Annotated in this window: 19 protein-coding genes; 11 read left to right on the top strand and 8 right to left on the bottom strand. The window is 37.9% G+C overall.

The genetic code is table 11. From position 1 onward, the window contains the following. Window positions 1-228 precede the first annotated feature (228 nt). The 3 genes from CQA58_RS02350 to CQA58_RS02340 all read left to right on the top strand — a co-directional run bounded on the left by CQA58_RS02350 (window position 229) and on the right by CQA58_RS02340 (window position 1,904). On the top strand, window positions 229-834 hold the full coding sequence (locus CQA58_RS02350; RefSeq protein ID WP_170126724.1) for an LPP20 family lipoprotein: 606 nt from the start codon (window positions 229-231) through the stop codon (window positions 832-834). 80 nt (window positions 835-914) lie between these two features. Then, complete coding sequence (locus CQA58_RS02345) at window positions 915-1,496, top strand: hypothetical protein (protein WP_147288593.1); 582 nt, start codon at window positions 915-917, stop codon at window positions 1,494-1,496. A gap of 9 nt (window positions 1,497-1,505) precedes the next feature. Then, window positions 1,506-1,904: a hypothetical protein gene (locus CQA58_RS02340; protein ID WP_115569117.1), complete on the top strand. Its 399-nt coding sequence runs from the start codon at window positions 1,506-1,508 to the stop codon at window positions 1,902-1,904. Window positions 1,905-1,909: 5 nt separating this feature from the next. Here CQA58_RS02340 and CQA58_RS02335 read toward each other — a convergent pair whose 3' ends face one another. The 8 genes from CQA58_RS02335 to ruvC form a co-directional block, all read right to left on the bottom strand. Beyond that, window positions 1,910-2,773, bottom strand: coding sequence for a tetratricopeptide repeat protein (locus tag CQA58_RS02335; RefSeq protein WP_115569116.1), 864 nt, complete (start codon window positions 2,771-2,773; stop codon window positions 1,910-1,912). Between the two features lie 110 nt (window positions 2,774-2,883). Then, window positions 2,884-3,426: an ABC-type transport auxiliary lipoprotein family protein gene (locus tag CQA58_RS02330; RefSeq protein ID WP_115569115.1), complete on the bottom strand. Its 543-nt coding sequence runs from the start codon at window positions 3,424-3,426 to the stop codon at window positions 2,884-2,886. After that, a complete protein-coding gene (locus CQA58_RS02325; protein ID WP_115569114.1) occupies window positions 3,427-4,221 on the bottom strand; it encodes an MlaD family protein in 795 nt (264 codons plus the stop codon). It abuts the gene before it with no gap. Next, a complete protein-coding gene (locus CQA58_RS02320; RefSeq protein ID WP_115569113.1) occupies window positions 4,206-4,958 on the bottom strand; it encodes an ABC transporter ATP-binding protein in 753 nt (250 codons plus the stop codon). Before CQA58_RS02320 ends, CQA58_RS02325 begins: the two co-directional genes overlap by 16 nt. Then, complete coding sequence (locus CQA58_RS02315; RefSeq protein WP_115569112.1) at window positions 4,955-6,019, bottom strand: MlaE family ABC transporter permease; 1,065 nt, start codon at window positions 6,017-6,019, stop codon at window positions 4,955-4,957. Before CQA58_RS02315 ends, CQA58_RS02320 begins: the two co-directional genes overlap by 4 nt. After that, window positions 6,016-7,803, bottom strand: coding sequence for a glutamine--fructose-6-phosphate transaminase (isomerizing) (gene glmS, locus CQA58_RS02310; RefSeq protein WP_115569111.1), 1,788 nt, complete (start codon window positions 7,801-7,803; stop codon window positions 6,016-6,018). The genes CQA58_RS02315 and glmS overlap by 4 nt, the downstream gene beginning before the upstream one ends. 111 nt (window positions 7,804-7,914) lie before the next feature. Next, a complete protein-coding gene (gene thyX / locus CQA58_RS02305) occupies window positions 7,915-8,544 on the bottom strand; it encodes an FAD-dependent thymidylate synthase (protein ID WP_115569110.1) in 630 nt (209 codons plus the stop codon). 1 nt (window position 8,545) lies between these two features. Beyond that, entirely contained in the window at window positions 8,546-9,022 is a 477-nt protein-coding gene (ruvC, locus tag CQA58_RS02300) for a crossover junction endodeoxyribonuclease RuvC (protein ID WP_115569109.1), read from the bottom strand. Between the two features lie 96 nt (window positions 9,023-9,118). Between ruvC and dnaA the strand changes: the two genes are divergently transcribed. From dnaA to CQA58_RS02260, 8 genes are all read left to right on the top strand, one after another. Further along, window positions 9,119-10,444, top strand: coding sequence for a chromosomal replication initiator protein DnaA (gene dnaA / locus CQA58_RS02295; protein ID WP_115569108.1), 1,326 nt, complete (start codon window positions 9,119-9,121; stop codon window positions 10,442-10,444). 151 nt (window positions 10,445-10,595) lie between these two features. Continuing rightward, on the top strand, window positions 10,596-11,666 hold the full coding sequence (gene dnaN / locus CQA58_RS02290; protein WP_115569107.1) for a DNA polymerase III subunit beta: 1,071 nt from the start codon (window positions 10,596-10,598) through the stop codon (window positions 11,664-11,666). An 11-nt stretch (window positions 11,667-11,677) separates the two neighbouring features. Continuing rightward, window positions 11,678-13,999, top strand: a complete 2,322-nt coding sequence (gene gyrB, locus CQA58_RS02285; protein ID WP_115569106.1) for a DNA topoisomerase (ATP-hydrolyzing) subunit B — start codon at window positions 11,678-11,680, stop codon at window positions 13,997-13,999. After that, window positions 14,000-14,194, top strand: a complete 195-nt coding sequence (locus tag CQA58_RS02280; RefSeq protein ID WP_211305700.1) for a superinfection immunity protein — start codon at window positions 14,000-14,002, stop codon at window positions 14,192-14,194. Then, window positions 14,194-14,418, top strand: coding sequence for a hypothetical protein (locus tag CQA58_RS02275; RefSeq protein ID WP_115569105.1), 225 nt, complete (start codon window positions 14,194-14,196; stop codon window positions 14,416-14,418). The genes CQA58_RS02280 and CQA58_RS02275 overlap by 1 nt, the downstream gene beginning before the upstream one ends. Window positions 14,419-14,427: 9 nt before the next feature. After that, window positions 14,428-15,084 (top strand): glycerol-3-phosphate 1-O-acyltransferase PlsY, encoded by a 657-nt coding sequence (gene plsY / locus CQA58_RS02270; protein WP_115569104.1) that lies wholly within the window; start codon window positions 14,428-14,430, stop codon window positions 15,082-15,084. Next, entirely contained in the window at window positions 15,084-15,401 is a 318-nt protein-coding gene (locus CQA58_RS02265; protein ID WP_115569103.1) for a dihydroneopterin aldolase, read from the top strand. Before plsY ends, CQA58_RS02265 begins: the two co-directional genes overlap by 1 nt. Further along, window positions 15,398-16,090, top strand: coding sequence for a YdcF family protein (locus CQA58_RS02260; RefSeq protein WP_115569102.1), 693 nt, complete (start codon window positions 15,398-15,400; stop codon window positions 16,088-16,090). The genes CQA58_RS02265 and CQA58_RS02260 overlap by 4 nt, the downstream gene beginning before the upstream one ends. Window positions 16,091-16,209: the final 119 nt, after the last annotated feature.

Raw genomic sequence — 16,209 nt, 5'->3', positions numbered from 1 at the left:
CAAGATGCTTAATGATTTTTATCAAGAAAAAATGTTGTATCTGCAAATTTTTTGAGAAAAACAAACAAAATGAAACAAGAAAGACAGATAAAAATTGCAGAAATTGAAAAAAATACTCTATAATCACATAACCAAAAAAGTTAAAGGCGATGGAAGATTTTTTGTGTTTTTAACTCTTGGAACATACACATTGTTGAGATGTGAATTTACAAAATAAGGATGGATGGAATGTTTAGAAGTATTGCAAGCATTGCTGTTGCAGGATTGCTTTTTATCGGATGTGGTAATGGCATCAGTGATCAAGCCCTAGAGGCAACAGGTCTTAAGGGTGCTCCACAATGGGTCTTGAATCTTGGTGATGGACCATACAGTGGTGTAGGTTCTGCATTTATCGTTGATGGAGATGATGATCTAGCAAGATCTGAAGCTATTGCTCAAGCTAGAGCAGAGATTGCAAAACAGATTGAGGTGAGTGTTGTTTCTTTAGTAGAGAGAAACTCTGAAAGACAAGATAAATCAGGAACAAGCAAGGCAACAAGTCGTATTAAAGAAGTTGCAGCTCAAGTTATGGCAGGAAGTCAACCTAGCGGTTTTTGGATTAGTAATGATGGATCAAAAGCTTATGTTTTAGTAAAACTTCCACTTGGAGCAGTTCAACAAATTCGTAAAGCTCTCAAAAATGAAGGTGTGGATTATGAAGCAGCTGAGCGTCTAATGAAGGGAGGAGCTCAAGCTCAACAAGCTTCTGCAACTCAACCTGCACAAGCAACTCAACAACCTGCACCACAAGCTCCTGCAGCTCAACCTGCAAAACCTGCTGAGGAAGAGTGGTAAGATTCTCTCCTTACTCTGTGGGAGGATCGCCTCCCCAAACTTCTTTTGATGCCTCATTTTTCCCTCTTTGGAGTTTTTTTATGAAAAGATTTGCTATTTTTATTTCACTCTCTCTAAGTTTAGTGCTAGCTAAATCAACCCTAAGTTGCAGTAATATCCAAGATTTTAAAGACTTTCAGCTTGAAAATCTTCGCTATGCCTACCACTATGGAAAAAAGGACAAGATGGGATTCACAATGGCAGCAATAGCGTGGAAAGAATCCTGTGCCGGAGCTTATCGCTACAATGCTCAAGACCCTAGTGCAGGGAATTATCATGTCTTGCTTCAAAGTGCAGTTAAACTTGATCGCTTATTTCGTGGAGAAAAAAATATAGATCGACCTATCAGTGGATTTGAGATGAACAAAATTGCCGATAGACTTGTAAGAAGTAGAAGATTTGCCTCAAAGATTGCACTACACCAATTGCTTGAGTGGAAAAAGATTAGAAAGGGAGATATGAAAAAAGTCTTAAAATCCTACAATAGAGGTTATTCTTGGGAAAATAGTGAAGCCAATAATAAAAGTGCTGAAGAATATGCTAACGATGTTTTAGAAAAAATAAAAATTCTCAAGAAATTCTATGAAAAAAGTCCTCGTATGAGAAAACCTGTTGAATTATAGGAGAGAAAAATGAGATTTTTGTGTATTACATTTTTCATTATTTTTTTAATTGCTGATAGCTTAGATTTGAGAGGGGCGCCTAGTTGGATTTATCAAAAAGACAAGCTTTATGGTGCTGTTGGATCAGCTTACATCGTTGATTCTGATGTTAGTGGTGCAATAATTGAGGCTTCTGCCTCTGCAAGAGCAAAAATAGCGTATCAAATAGCCATAAATTCAAAAGAAATCAATCCTAATACTCAAGAAGAACTTGAAGAGAAGATCTGCAAAATCATTGAGGGAAGTCGTTCTGATAAAATGTGGATTACAAAAGATGGAAAGACACTTTATGCCTGGGTTGAGATTTCAGATGATATGATCAATAAAGTTCATCAACTTTTTGAAGATAAGGGAGAAAGGGGAGAATAAACCCCTTATCTTTGATAGCTAGGGATATACTTATCTTCATTTATCCTCTTGAAGTTTTTGCATCCTTTTTCATCTTGCAATTCACAAGATTTTCCATAAATCTCTTTTGCTTTTTGCTTGTTTTGTTGTATTCCTTCCCCCTCATAATACATATAAGCTAGATTGTTGCACCCTCGTGCAATATTTCCCTCACACGCTTTTTTGTATAGCTCTACTGCCATTGCTTTATCTTGTTTTGCCCCTTCTCCTGCTTCATACATCAATCCTAAGTCAATACATCCATTGAGATTTCCTTCTTTACAAGCCTTATCAAAAAGCTTAACTGCTATGAAAATATTTTTATCTACACCCTCACCTTTTGCATACAACTCTGCTAGTTTCCCGCACCCCCAAGCACTTCCACCATCACAACCAAGCTTGAAATATTTTGAAGCTACTACAGGATCTTTGTCTGCTCCCTCTCCACGATAAAATGCGATTCCATAACTTGTACATCCCCAAGCCTCTCCAATCTCACAAGCTTTTTTATAAAGCTCTACGGCTTTAAATCGATCTTGCTCCACTCCCTCGCCTTTGAAATACATTATCCCAAGATTGGTGCAACCTCTTTTTCCATTTGCATCACAGACTTTTGTGTAGAGTTTGAAAGCCTTTGTTTTGTCTTGAGGAATTCCTTTTCCATTGTCATACATATAACCCAAAGCATAACAGCTAGACATTTTCCCGCTCTTGCACTGCTCACGAAAAGCATTTGCAGCCTCTTGATAGCTTCCATATTTTTTAAACTTTTTCTCCATCTCTACTTGCAAATCATCAGCGACAGAGAAAACTCCCATTAGCAATGCTAAGGTTAAAAATACTTTTTTCATTTTCTTTCCTTGATAATGTTATTTATCCTTTTTTGGATTATTATAAGTTTCACTATTTTATCATATTGCACTTGAAGTTAAAAATAAATTTTTAAGTCTTTATATACTTTTCATCTTACCATACTAGAAAGCTTATCAAGGATAGAGAGAATTGCCTTTTTAAATGCAGGGACACTCTCTCCTGCTTCTTTGACAGAGAGGATTCCACTCTTTAGCACTTCAAAATTTTTCAGACTTGAAAGCTCATAAAAGACTGATACTTTCACCCCTCCACTCTCTAAAATATCAAAGTTTAAAATCTCAATTTTCAAAAGCAAGTCATTCTTCACTCCCCCAAAAGGAGCGATAGAGGTGTGAATGCATTCAGAGTTAAATTTCTTAAGCAAAAGTTTTTTAAATAGATTCTTTGGCACATCAACCCACACTTGGCTTTGCAATGCCACTATCTCGCCATTATTCTTCCTCAAAATCATCTCAGGCGTGTTGTATAAGTCAGCAGAGCGAATCTCACTGATACCTAGATTGATGCTTTTTTTGCAAGTCTTTGAGGGGAAGCTCTGATCCAAATCAAAATAACTCACAGCAGGAAGTGGGGTTTTGAGTGAGAAACACCCACTCAACAATATTGCAAAAATAAGACTTAAAACTCTCAATTATTTCTCCTTCTTTTGCTCTCTTTGTCCAAAAATCGTATCATATGGGCTTTTCTCAATCCTATCTAGCAAAAAATTTGCCTTGGAGAAAAAGCGATTGACTTCACCCATCGTGCTTTCAAACCCCAAAATTGCAGGGGAGAGAATCGCTCTAATATTGTAATCCCCTCTTTTGACATTGGAATTGATTTCTTCAATAGTCTTTTGAGAGCTTAAAGCAAGTTTATCAATATATTTTTGGGTTTGCTCTAGATTTTTTGCCACGACTTTAAGAGAAGCGATGAGTTCTTGAAGATTTTTTGTATTTTCATCATTAAGCATTGCTTTGACATTTGCAAGGATTTCTCTCACATCTCCCCCTCCCTCTTCAATATGATTCATCAATCTTCCTACAAAGTCTTTCTTATAACACAACTCTCCACCGCTAGAGAGCAGTTTTCCCTCTCCTTGAGAGAGGCTAAGAAATGTGCTTCCTGCTAGGCCTTGAGTTTCAGGCGTGATACACGCTCCCTCTTTGAGGGGAATATCGGCTTTGATTTCAAGATCGACTTGGATAAAGTCCATATCCCCTTTTTTAAACCCAATATTTTGCACTCTCCCCACAGCAATGCCTTTGTATCGCACAGGTGTGCCGATACTCACACCCCCCACACTCTCAGGAGAATACATTACATAATGATGATATTTTTCTTGATTGAGATTCCCACCCCCAATCCAGAAAACAAACACAACCATTGCAATAACGATACTCAAAAACAACGCACCAATAAGCACAAAGTTTATATTTCTTTCCATACCCTTTTCCCTCGCTTACTCAAAAAGAGTTCTCCGACATTCTCCAAATCCTTCATTTCAGAGAGATTACCATCAAAAATGATTTTTTGATTCTCTAAGATGATGAAATGATCCATACAATCTCGCACAGAATCCAAGTCGTGCGTTACCATTACGATAGTGACTCCTAGAATCTCTCGTAATTTTAAAATAAGTTCGTCAAATTTTTCACTACTTGCAGGATCAAGCCCACTTGTTGGCTCATCTAAAAACAAAATTTCAGGACTAAGTGATAATGCTCTAGCCAAAGCCACACGCTTTTTCATTCCACCACTTAGCTCATAGGGATAAAGTGAGCAAACCTCTTGAGATAATCCCACCAAAGAAAGCCACATTTTAGAGTTTTCTTCAATAATCTTCTTAGGATAGTTTGAGTATTCTTGAAGCATAATGCCGACATTTTCTAGCACACTCATTGAGCTAAACAATGCCCCAAATTGAAACAACACCCCACAACGCCTCAAAAGAAGCTCTTGCTTATGAAGTGAGAGTTTTTTGATCTCCTCTCCAAAAATCCTCACCTCCCCCTCTTTGATAGGATTGAGCATCAAAAGAGTTCTAAGAAGCGTACTTTTACCACTTCCACTCCCTCCCAAAATCCCAAAAATCTCCCCCTTTTGCACTTGGAAACTGATATTATCGTGAATGATTCTCCCCTCATAGGCAGTGCTGAGGTTATTGACAGAAATGATACTCATAGATTAAACCTTGTAAAAATCACTGAAAAAATAGCATTCACTACAATAATCCAAAAAAGAGCATTCACTACACTCAAAGTCGTGTATTTCCCCACAGATTGGGTATTGCCCTCAATCTCTAGCCCCCTATAACACCCCACAAGTGCAATAGCTGCCCCAAAAAATGGCGATTTAATCACCCCAATCCAAAAATGGATAATCCCCACATTTTCATAAAAACGCTCAATGTATTGGGCAAAAGTGATTCCTGTCTGAAGTTTGATGACAACTGCACTCACAAACAGAGAAGCCCCATCAGCGACAAAGACAAGCAAAGGCATTGCAATCACAAGAGCTAAGAATCTAGGCAAGATATTGAATTGATACCAATCAAAGCCCATAACTCTCATCGCATCAAGCTCCTCTGTAATCCTCATCACCCCAATTTGAGCTGTGAAAGCTGAAGCACTTCTCCCTGCAATCACAAGGGCTAGGATAAAAGGTCCCATTTCTCTAAGCGAGAGCTTTGCCATTGTTTCCACACTTGCTAGTGGCACACCCATTTTTTGGAGTTGCAACACCCCTTGCAAAGTAATCGCACCACTGACAATCGCACAAGTTACAATCCCCACAGGCAAGGCTTTGAATCCTGAAGTGTGAATATGATAGAGCAAAGAGCGAAATCGCAGAAGTTTGGGATTGAAAAGGGTGCGAAGCAAAGCAAAGACAAACAATCCAAAGAAATTCAAAAAATCCAAAAACCCTATCCATTTCTGACACACCCACTCCCCTAAGCGATGAAGCAAGTTTTTTTTGTGGATTTGGATTTGAAAATCTTTGCGTGAGTGAATGAGAGAAAAGATTTCCAAAACTTTGGGATTGGCATTGATAAGCTCATAGCTCACCCCACGATTTTTCAGGCATTCATCTAAAAAAATGGCAAAGGAAAAGTCCATTTTTTCTAACAAAGAGCAATCAATTTTGATTTGAGATTTGGAAGGAATAGAAGTGAATTTGAATTTTTTGCTACTTTTGTAATCACAGCACCCCTCAAGGTGCAGGATATTGCCACAGAGCTTCATTCCACGGTTACACTTTTGGCTAGATTTCTTGGCATATCTACATCATTACCCAATCGCACAGCAACCTCTAGGGCAAAGAGTTGTAAAGCACACATCATAGAGAAAAACTCTTCCATATAGCTTTTGCAAGGCTGAATATAGAGCATATCATCAGCCCCATCAAACTCTTTTGCACTCACAGCACAGATTGTGGCATCTCTTGCACTTAGCTCTTCTACATTGCTTTTGATTTTTTCATACAGCAAATGCTCAGGCATCAAAGCCACGGTAAAGAGTTCAGAATCAGCTAAAGCGATTGGGCCGTGCTTCATCTCTCCACTAGGATACCCCTCAGCGTGAAGATAGCTGATCTCTTTGAGTTTGAGAGCTGATTCTAGGGCTAAAGGATAGAAGACATCTCTACCGATGAAGAAAAAGCCGTGTCCGTGCAAATATCGCTTGGAAATTCGTTTGATTTTATCGTGCATTTTTGGACAAATTTCTGTCTTTTTTGCACTCTCTACCATATCCTCAATGCTTTTTTCTATCTCTTTGGAGCTTAAATGCCCTCTTAGCCCTCCTAGATAGATTGAGAGTATCCAAAGGATCATCACTTGAGTAGCAAATGCCTTAGTCGAAGCCACGCCTTTCTCTATCCCAGCACGAGTAAGAAGCACTTCTTGGCACTCTCTCACAATAGAGCTATTATCTACATTGCAAATCGCTAGAGTTTTGTTGCCAAACTTTTTGACAAACTTTATCGCCTCTAGCGTGTCAAGGGTTTCTCCACTTTGAGAAATCGCTACAAAAAGCTCATCACTTTTGACAATAGGTGAGGCATAGCGATACTCACTTGCAATCACAACATTAGTCTTAATCTTGGCATATCGCTCTAGGAGATATTTGCCTACCATTCCAGCGTGATAGCTTGTCCCACACGCACAGATAGTAATCTCTCCTATCTCATCAAAAAAGCTTGGAGCGATACTATCAAGCGTGATTTTCCCCTCACTTGCTCTCCCCATCATTGTCTCAAGCAAGACATTATGTTGCTCATAAATCTCTTTTTCCATAAAGTAGCGGAATCCCTCTTTTTGGGCGTATCCTTTGTTTTGATCAAGCTTTTTGATAGGGGAGAGGGTGTGGAAATTGTCTTCATCGATATATCCCATAGAGCCATCTTCAAGGTAGCATACCTCATCAGCATAGCCAATAAGTGGGGCATCACTACTTGCAAAATAAATCCCCCCTTTGCCCCTACCTATAATCAAAGGAGAGGCATTTTTGGCATAGAAAATCTTATTTGGCTCTTTTTTGGTTATCAGCAAAATCGCATAAGCTCCTTTGAGATCTCTAATCGTGTTTTTGAATGCTTCAGGAGCTTCTAAGCCTTTGGAGAGGTAGTTTTCAAACAAATGCACAATAACTTCAGTGTCAGTTTGAGAGATAAAAGTGTGTCCTTGTTGCTCTAGGCCAGATTTGATCTCTTGATAGTTTTCGATGATTCCATTATGAATCACATTGCTAAAATCTGCGATATGAGGGTGGGCGTTGGCTTCAGTGGGTTTGCCATGAGTCGCCCATCGTGTATGCCCTATGGCTACCCCAAATCCCACAGAGCTAAAGTCTTTGCACTTCTGCTCTAAATTGACTAATTTCCCCACAGCCTTAAAAACACTTAGCTCCCCACCACTTAGCACAGACATTCCTGCACTATCATAACCTCGATATTCAAGCTCTTTTAAACCATTGAGGATAAAGTCTTTCTTCTCCTCATTTCCGATATAGCCCACAATTCCACACATTTTTTGACCTTTGAGTAAAGTTTAAAAGGGGTAATTATATATTGATAAGTTTAGATTCTAGAATTTTTGGGGGAAGGGTGGAGAAAAATATAGGTTTTTTAATCTATATTTTTATCCCTCATTATTCATACAAGATTCAAACAAAAACTTATGCTCTTTTGGCAAGGCTTCAAAAAGTGCGAAAGCTAGATTTCTTATCTCCCAAAGGGCAGATTTGGAGCTTCTTAGAGAAAGAAAGTTTTGCAATGCTCTAGCATTGATACTCCAAGCTAGAGCAGTTTTATAGCATTCAGGCATTGCATATTTTGCATAATCATTACTTATCCCACTCAAAAGGAGTTTTTGAAGATTCTCTAGTGCCAAAATTGAGCATTCATCAACTCTCTCATCTCCACTCATCACAATGTATTTGCTTGCTACTTCTTTGATATTTTCCTCTCCTTTGAGTTCTTTGAGAGTGTAGCGTGAGGATTTTACAGAGAGTGAGGCGTGGCGATGACGAGCTAACTCTTGCAAACACGCTCTTGAGATTCCCTCAATAGCAAAGTTATAGCTTATGTGCTCTGCTACTGAGCCGTGTTTGTGTTTGTTGAGTATGCGATCTAAGAATTCTCTATCAGCTTCTATGATTTCATCAGTGGGGAGAGGATAGCACCCTCCTCTCTCTTGAGATTGCCAACAAGTCCTCCCTGCACTCACAGCGATTGAAAGTGGGGTGTGAAAAAGTAGTTTGATTTGCATATTAACTCCTTATTTTAATTCTTTGAATATGAGTGATTGCCACAGCGATAGCATCTGTGATATCTAAGGGTTTAATTTCTTTATTGATCCCTAAAAGCTTTTTTACCATAAACGCAACTTGAATTTTATCAGCCTTTGCTTTTCCTGTGAGAGCTTTTTTGACTTGCAAGGGAGTGTATTCATAAAAATACCCTATCTCTTGGAGGATTTTAAGACTCAATGCCCCACGAAATTGAGCGAGTTTAATCACACTTTGAGGATTGTAGGCAAAAAAGATATTCTCAATGGCAACTTCTTGGATACTGTGTCCCTTTAGCACCAAATCAATCCCCTCTACAAACTCCAATATCTGAGCTTGAAGCTCTCTTTCTTTGATTTTGATAAGCCCTGCTTCAAGAAGTTTCATTTTGTTGTTTTCAAAGTTGATAATAGAGTAACCACAATTTCTACTCCCTGGGTCAATTCCCATAATATTCATTCAAAACTACCTTATAATTTCACTTTTTAATTGGAAGTATAAAAGATTTATTCACACTTTTTTTCACAATGTGAAAAACTAAAATATGGAGAAAAAATGCTAGGTGATGAGATACTAGAACAGCTCAAAAATGAGGTAACTCAATATGAATATGAAACCTATATTTCTCAAATGAAATATGACGCAGAAGCCTCAAAATCGGATTTAGCAGTCTTTTATGTACCAAACCTTTTCCTTGTATCTTGGGTGCAGACAAAATATGCCTCTAAAATCGCTCATCTCTTTGAAGCAAGGACACATATTGAGCCTGAAATCAAGATTTGTGTGAAAACTCAACAAAAAGATGTGAAAACTCAACAAAATGAAAAAATCCAAAAAATCTCTGTAACAAAAACTTTCCTCAATCCCTCTTACACCTTTGAATCATTTGTGATAGGGGAGAGCAATAAATTTGCTTTCTCAATCGCTCAAGCAGTAGCCCAACACCAAGCAAGTAAATACAATCCTGTGCTTATCTATGGAGGCACAGGACTAGGCAAAACCCACCTACTCAACGCCATAGGCAATCAAGCAAGCCAAGAGGGTAAAAATATCATCTATGTTACAGCAGAGCAGTTTCTTAATGATTATACAAATCATCTCAATATGAAGACAATGGATCGATTCAGAGAAAAATATAGAAAATGCGATTATCTGCTTATCGATGATATTCAATTCTTTGGAGGGAAAGATAGGACTCAAGATGAGTTTTTTCACACTTTCAATGAACTTCACAACAACCAAAAACAAATCGTAATGACAAGCGATAAGCACCCCAGAAAGATTGAAGGATTAGAAGATAGGCTAAGAAGCCGATTTGAGTGGGGGATCAGTGCTGATATTATCCCCCCTGAGATTGAGACAAAGATTGCAATTGTGAAGCAAAAATGCTCAATCAACTCAATCATCATCGATGAGGAAACCATAAACTTCATCGCCTCAAATATCAGCAATGTTAGACAAATTGAAGGGGTTTTAATCAAACTCAACGCTCAAGCCTCGATTATGGGACAGCAAATCAACCTCAAAATGGCAAAAAACGCAATCAAAGACAATATCAAAGAAAATCACGAAAATATTACACTTGATAAGATTATCAATCAAGTTGCAAGAGTGCTCAATATCAAACCCTCAGAAATCAAAAGCAAAAGCAGGACAAAAAATGTAGCCAATGCAAGGCGTTATGTCATCTATCTAGCAAGGCTTCTCACACCCAACTCAATGCCTGTTTTAGCAAAAGAGCTTAATATGAAAGATCATAGTGCAATCTCAAAAGCTTACAAAAAAATGGAGCAAGAAATGGAAGAGAGTTTCACTCTAAAAGCAGTGATTGAAGACATTAGAAACAAAATTGAAGAGGAACAAGAGGATAAACCCTTTTGATTTTGATACAATAATGTGAATAAATGTGAATAAAATTCTCATTCTTTTCACATTCAAAACATTGAAGTTAAGGTAGAAAAAAGCACTTATTCCACATTTCACTAGGTGCTACTTCTCCCTCTAAACTTTATTTCAAAACTAGGAGAAACTTATGAAAATCACTTTATCTAAATATCCATTGGAAAATATTCTTGCAAATTTTCAATCTTTCTTGGATAAAAGAGATCAATCTCAGATTACTTCTCACATTTTCTTTCAAGTTCAAGGCAATCATCTTTTGCTAAGAGCTACTGACTTTGAAATGGGGATTCAATCAAAAATTGAGATTTCAAAAGTAGAGCAAGAAGGGACAGGAACAGTCAATGGAAAAAAGATTTTAGATATTATCAAACAACTCAAAGACGGAAAAGAAATTACTTTTGAAACAAATGATGATAATCTCATTATCAAGCAAGAAAAAGCAAAATTCAAACTTCCAATGTTTAATGCTGATGAGTTTCCCTCTTTCCCTCAATACAATCAAGAGAGCAAAATCAATATTCCTTCTTCTAACTTCATTGAAGCAATCAAAAAAATCTCCCCAGCAGTAGGAGTGAATAACCCCAAAATTGAGCTTAATGGGGCACATTTAGATATGAAAGAATATGAGATCAATTTTGTAGCCACAGATACAAGAAGACTAGCTTTAGTCAGACTTGAAACTCAATCAATCTCAACTCTCTCAATCATTATCCCCAAAAGAGCTTTGGGAGAAATTACAAAGCTTTTCATTGATGAGCTTTCAATCTATTTCAATGAAAGTCAATTGATTTTTGAAACAGGCAATTATGCATTTTTCACAAAGCTTACAAATGGAAGATTCCCTGATTATGAGAGAATTATCCCTAAAAACATTAATCACACTTTCACACTCTCCAAAAGCAAATTTGTAGAATCTCTAAGAATCATCAATTCTATCTCTCAAGATGTGAAAATGACTTTTGATAATGGTGTGATTAACTTTGAGAGTATGAGCAATGAAAATTCAGAAGCAAATACCCAATGTGAAGCACAAATCCAAGTAGAAAATCCTGTAATGATTGCAGCAAATTCAAAAAGTATTTTGGATTTTCTAGGACAAATGGATGGAGAGAATTTTGAGTTTTGTATCAGTGAGCCAAATTTGCCTTTTATGATCAAAGATAAAAACTTCTCAACAATTGTAATGCCAATCAATCTATAAACGGAGTAAAAATGAGCGAAGTCAAAGACTATGGAGCAGGAAATATCAAAGTCCTCAAAGGACTAGAAGCTGTAAGAAAACGCCCTGGAATGTATATTGGGGATACCAATATCAATGGTTTGCACCATATGGTTTATGAAGTGGTGGATAACTCTATTGATGAAGCAATGGCAGGACATTGTAATGCAATCTCTATCACTCTCACAAGTGAGGGAAGTGCAATCATTGAGGATAATGGAAGAGGAATTCCTGTGGATATGCACCCCACAGAGAATCTCCCTGCTGCCACAGTCGTTCTCACTGTGCTTCACGCAGGAGGAAAGTTTGATAAAGATACTTATAAGGTTTCAGGAGGATTACACGGAGTAGGGGTGAGTGTGGTTAATGCTCTCTCACGCAAACTCATTATGACAATCAAGCGTGATGGAAATATCTATCGCCAAGAGTTTGAAAAAGGGATTCCCACCACTGCTCTTGAAATCATCGGAAAGACAAAGGAGCATGGCACAACTATTGAATTCTTCCCTGATGGAGAAGTAATGGAAGTGCTAGAGTTTGATAGTGAGATTCTTATCAAACGCTTCAAAGAAATGGCTTACCTCAATCACAATATCACAATCTCTTTCACCGATGAAAAGACTGGCAAGAGAGAAAAATATCATTTTGAGGGGGGACTCAAACAATTTGTAGAAGATATCAACAAAAAGCCACTTCTCTCTGAAATCATTAGCTTTGAAGTAAGTGATGAAGAGCTTGAAGCTGAGATTGCTCTAGCCTACAATGAGGGCTATGATGAAAAAGTTCTTAGCTTTGTGAATAATATCCGAACTCCTGATGGTGGGACACATGAGGCAGGATTTAGAGCAGGACTAAGCCGAGCGATTATTAGCTATATTGACGCCAATGCCAATGCAAGAGAGAAAGACTCAAAGGTAACAGGCGATGATGTGCGTGAGGGATTAGTGGCAATCATCTCTACAAAGGTAATGGAACCTCAATTTGAGGGGCAAACCAAAGGAAAGCTTGGAAGTTCATTTGTAAAACCCATTATCCAAAAGCTCACTTATGAGAAGCTTACTAAGTTTTTTGAAGAAAACCCTATCCAAGCCAAAGCCATTATGCAAAAGGCTCTTTTGGCAGCACGAGGAAGAGAAGCAGCTAAAAAAGCTAGAGAGCTTACACGCAAAAAAGAAACTCTCTCAGTAGGCACACTCCCAGGGAAACTTGCTGATTGTCAAAGTAAAGATCCAAGTGAATCAGAAATCTATCTAGTCGAGGGAGATAGTGCAGGGGGAAGTGCAAAGCAGGGAAGAGATAGAGCTTATCAAGCGATTTTGCCTTTGAGAGGAAAAATCCTCAATGTTGAGAAATCTCGCCTTGATAAGATTCTCAAAAGTGAAGAAATCAAAAATATGATTACAGCCTTTGGGTGTGGGATAGGTGAGGAATTTAGCCTAGAGCGATTACGCTATCACAAAATCATCATTATGACAGATGCCGATGTTGATGGTAGCCATATTCAAACGCTTTTGATGACATTTTTCTATCGCTATTTACGCCCTTTGATTGAAAATGGACATATCTATATCGCTCAACCTCCTCTTTATCGATTTAAAAAGGGCAAAAAAGAGATTTATCTCAAAGATGAGAGAGCTTTGAGTGAATATCTTATCGAGAATGGAATCGAAAACTTCAGCTTTGAGGGAATTGGCAATAAAGAATTGCTTGAAATCCTCAAATTCATCTCAGCTTATCGCAGTGTGTTAAAAGAGCTTGAAAAACGCTATTCAATGATTGAAGTGATTAGATTTTTGATTGAAAATCGTGATTATGTGGGGCTAGAGTTTTCAGCTTTGAGTGAGAAGATTGAGGAGTATTTAGGAAGCATAGAGTGCAATATCCTCAATAAAATCGTAAGTGAGAATGAAATCTTATTCTATGTGCAAACCAAAGCAGGACTTGTAGAACTTGTATTGAATGAAGATTTATTTACAGACAAATACTTTGAAGAGGCTTACTATATCTATAGCAAAATCCAAGAGAGAGATTTAGCATTTTTGCAAAATAAAGACTTGCTAGAAGTGCTAGAGAGCATTGAGGAGAGTGCGAAAAAAGGAGCGTATATCCAGCGATATAAGGGTCTTGGAGAGATGAATCCTGAGCAATTGTGGGAAACTACAATGACTCCACAAAATCGCACACTTTTGAGAGTGAAACTAGAGGATATTGAGAGTGCTGATGAGATATTCACACTCTTTATGGGTGATGAGGTTGAGCCAAGAAGGGCTTATATCCAAGAAAACGCCAAAAATGTGAAGCATTTGGATATCTAAGTGGAATTTTTTTATAGTGTTTCAAGCCCTGCTTTGGCGTGGGTTTTTGCACTTTTGTATTTTGTGCCTTGTGTGATTGGCTTTGTAAGAAAACATAGCAGTCGCTTTGGAATCTTGGTGCTAAATCTTTTTTTGGGTTGGACTTTTATCTTTTGGGTTGTGTCTTTAGCGTGGGCATTGAGTAAGAAAGATTGATGAGAGTTATATTGGCTTTATTGATTTGTATGTGTGGGGGTTTGGCAGAGGCTTTTTATCCTTATGAAGAGAAAAAATCTCAACCCCAAAAAGAAATCAATCAAGCTCTTTTTGAGAGGGAAACCTTTTTCAAAAAAGATACTTTTCTCAAAGAAAAAAGAAACAATCTTATTGAGCAAAGCAAATACAATGAATACAAAAATCTAAAAAAGATTTTCAAATAAGGAGGATTTATGTTTGAAATTTTAAGCAATATCAATGTGATTTTTTATATTTTGGCTTATGTTATGGGTGGGATTCCCTTTGGACTGCTTATCTGCAAAAGCGTGTATGGAATCAATTTGCGTGAGATTGGTTCAGGGAGTATCGGAGCGACAAATGTCTATCGAGCGATAAAAGAAGTCGATGTAAGCAAAGCCAAATTTTACTCAATCCTTACAATCCTTCTTGATGCGACCAAAGGAATGATTGTCGTAGCTTTGGCAAAGATTTTTGGGCTAAGCTATGATACGCAATGGATGATTGCCCTGCTTTCAGTGATTGGGCATTGTTATAGCCCATTTCTCAACTTCTCAGGAGGCAAGGGGGTTGCCACATCTATCGGCTCAGTATTTTTGCTAATGCCCTTAGAGGGGAGTTTGGGACTTGTAGTGTGGTTTGTGGTGGGAAAAGTGTTTAAAATCTCTTCTCTCTCTTCACTTATTGGTGTGCTAAGTGCAATCATTCTCACTTTTATCATTCCCTCAATTCTCCCACTTCCTCAAAGCCTCAATATCAATCTTCAAATCCACTCCCACGCCCCTGTATTGCTTATCGGAGCGTTGATCCTCTACACTCATATCCCCAATATCATTCGCCTCATCAAAAAAGAGGAAAAAAAGATTTTTTGATGACTTTATTACTCCAAAACCTCTCTCTTAAGGCAATCATCGGTATCTTGCCTCAAGAGAGAGAAATCCCCCAAGAGATTATCATTGATGGGGAGTTTAGCTATGAATACAAGGGAGAGTATCTCAACTATGTAGAAATCGTGGAGTTTTTAAAGAGTGAGATTGAGGGCAATAGCTATGGATTGCTAGAAGAGGCATTAGAGGATTTAAGAGAAAAAATCCAAGCTCAATTCCCCTCCCTCACTCACTTCACTCTCTCTATCAAAAAGCCTGAAATTTTGAGTGATTGTATCGTAGGGGCAAAAATCTCTGTATGAAAAAGTTTATTGCTTTTTTGTGTGTCTTGGTCCTCATTTGTGTGGGGTATTTGTGTAGGGAAAGATTGCTGAGTGCGTATGCCAAGAGCTTTGAAAAAGAAGTATTAAAAGAGCCAATTTCCCTCACTCTCAAAGATAATGACTTTCTCCTCTCTTCTGATCAAAAAGAGAGTTATGAGGGGGTATTGATTTTAGGAGGTAATCCTATCATCAGACTTAATGGGGCGATTGCACTCTATAAGAGTGGGATAGTCAAAAAGATTTATATCACCAAACCTAGAAGCTATGTGCAAACCTACAATGGCATTTTGCAAAGTGAGTTTGAGAAAGTTTCTTTAGTGCTAAATCATCTCAAAATCCCCTATGAAGTGATAGAAAATCCTAGAAATGGAGCGACAAGCACACTAGAGGAAGCCAAAGATTTTGCTACTTTTGCCAAAAAGAGGGGAGTGAAAGAAGTCTTGCTTCTCACTGATAGCTTCCACACCTCACGCACTTATGCGACTTTCTCTAATGTATTTAAGAAAGAGGGGTTATCTACAAAGCTTTATATCATCGGTGTGCCAAACCCTTTCTATGATGAGGGTAATTGGTGGAGAAGTGAGCTAGGACTTCGCACTTATATTGTGGAGAGTGGGACAACTTTGGCTCATTGGCTTAGAGCCTTTGAGGGGGTAGAGGAGTATTGAAAACTCCTCGCGATGAAAGTTACAAAGCATAGGAGGGTTTGGATAATCTTTTTGAAAATCCAAAGAATAAATTTGCCCAATTTTTTTCAAAACCTTTGGATTTTGATTTGAGAATTAAT

It is taken from the genome of Helicobacter brantae, assembly GCF_003364205.1.
GTDB lineage: Bacteria > Campylobacterota > Campylobacteria > Campylobacterales > Helicobacteraceae > Helicobacter_G > Helicobacter_G brantae.
The sequence above is the reverse complement of the archived record's forward strand: the minus strand, read 5'-3'. Positions and strand labels throughout refer to the sequence as shown.

Excerpts from the sequence above, each read along its gene's own strand:
- CQA58_RS02265 (WP_115569103.1), top strand. The coding sequence starts at position 15,084 with ATGACTTTATTACTCCAAAACCTCTCTCTTAAGGCAATCATCGGTATC.
- CQA58_RS02260 (WP_115569102.1), top strand. The coding sequence starts at position 15,398 with ATGAAAAAGTTTATTGCTTTTTTGTGTGTCTTGGTCCTCATTTGTGTG.
- CQA58_RS02350 (WP_170126724.1), top strand. The coding sequence starts at position 229 with ATGTTTAGAAGTATTGCAAGCATTGCTGTTGCAGGATTGCTTTTTATC.
- thyX (WP_115569110.1), bottom strand. The coding sequence starts at position 8,544 with ATGCAAATCAAACTACTTTTTCACACCCCACTTTCAATCGCTGTGAGT.
- CQA58_RS02325 (WP_115569114.1), bottom strand. The coding sequence starts at position 4,221 with ATGGAAAGAAATATAAACTTTGTGCTTATTGGTGCGTTGTTTTTGAGT.
- gyrB (WP_115569106.1), top strand. The coding sequence starts at position 11,678 with ATGAGCGAAGTCAAAGACTATGGAGCAGGAAATATCAAAGTCCTCAAA.
- CQA58_RS02275 (WP_115569105.1), top strand. The coding sequence starts at position 14,194 with ATGAGAGTTATATTGGCTTTATTGATTTGTATGTGTGGGGGTTTGGCA.
- CQA58_RS02335 (WP_115569116.1), bottom strand. The coding sequence starts at position 2,773 with ATGAAAAAAGTATTTTTAACCTTAGCATTGCTAATGGGAGTTTTCTCT.
- dnaN (WP_115569107.1), top strand. The coding sequence starts at position 10,596 with ATGAAAATCACTTTATCTAAATATCCATTGGAAAATATTCTTGCAAAT.
- CQA58_RS02320 (WP_115569113.1), bottom strand. The coding sequence starts at position 4,958 with ATGAGTATCATTTCTGTCAATAACCTCAGCACTGCCTATGAGGGGAGA.
- CQA58_RS02345 (WP_147288593.1), top strand. The coding sequence starts at position 915 with ATGAAAAGATTTGCTATTTTTATTTCACTCTCTCTAAGTTTAGTGCTA.
- dnaA (WP_115569108.1), top strand. The coding sequence starts at position 9,119 with ATGCTAGGTGATGAGATACTAGAACAGCTCAAAAATGAGGTAACTCAA.
- plsY (WP_115569104.1), top strand. The coding sequence starts at position 14,428 with ATGTTTGAAATTTTAAGCAATATCAATGTGATTTTTTATATTTTGGCT.
- glmS (WP_115569111.1), bottom strand. The coding sequence starts at position 7,803 with ATGTGTGGAATTGTGGGCTATATCGGAAATGAGGAGAAGAAAGACTTT.
- CQA58_RS02315 (WP_115569112.1), bottom strand. The coding sequence starts at position 6,019 with ATGAAGCTCTGTGGCAATATCCTGCACCTTGAGGGGTGCTGTGATTAC.
- CQA58_RS02340 (WP_115569117.1), top strand. The coding sequence starts at position 1,506 with ATGAGATTTTTGTGTATTACATTTTTCATTATTTTTTTAATTGCTGAT.
- ruvC (WP_115569109.1), bottom strand. The coding sequence starts at position 9,022 with ATGAATATTATGGGAATTGACCCAGGGAGTAGAAATTGTGGTTACTCT.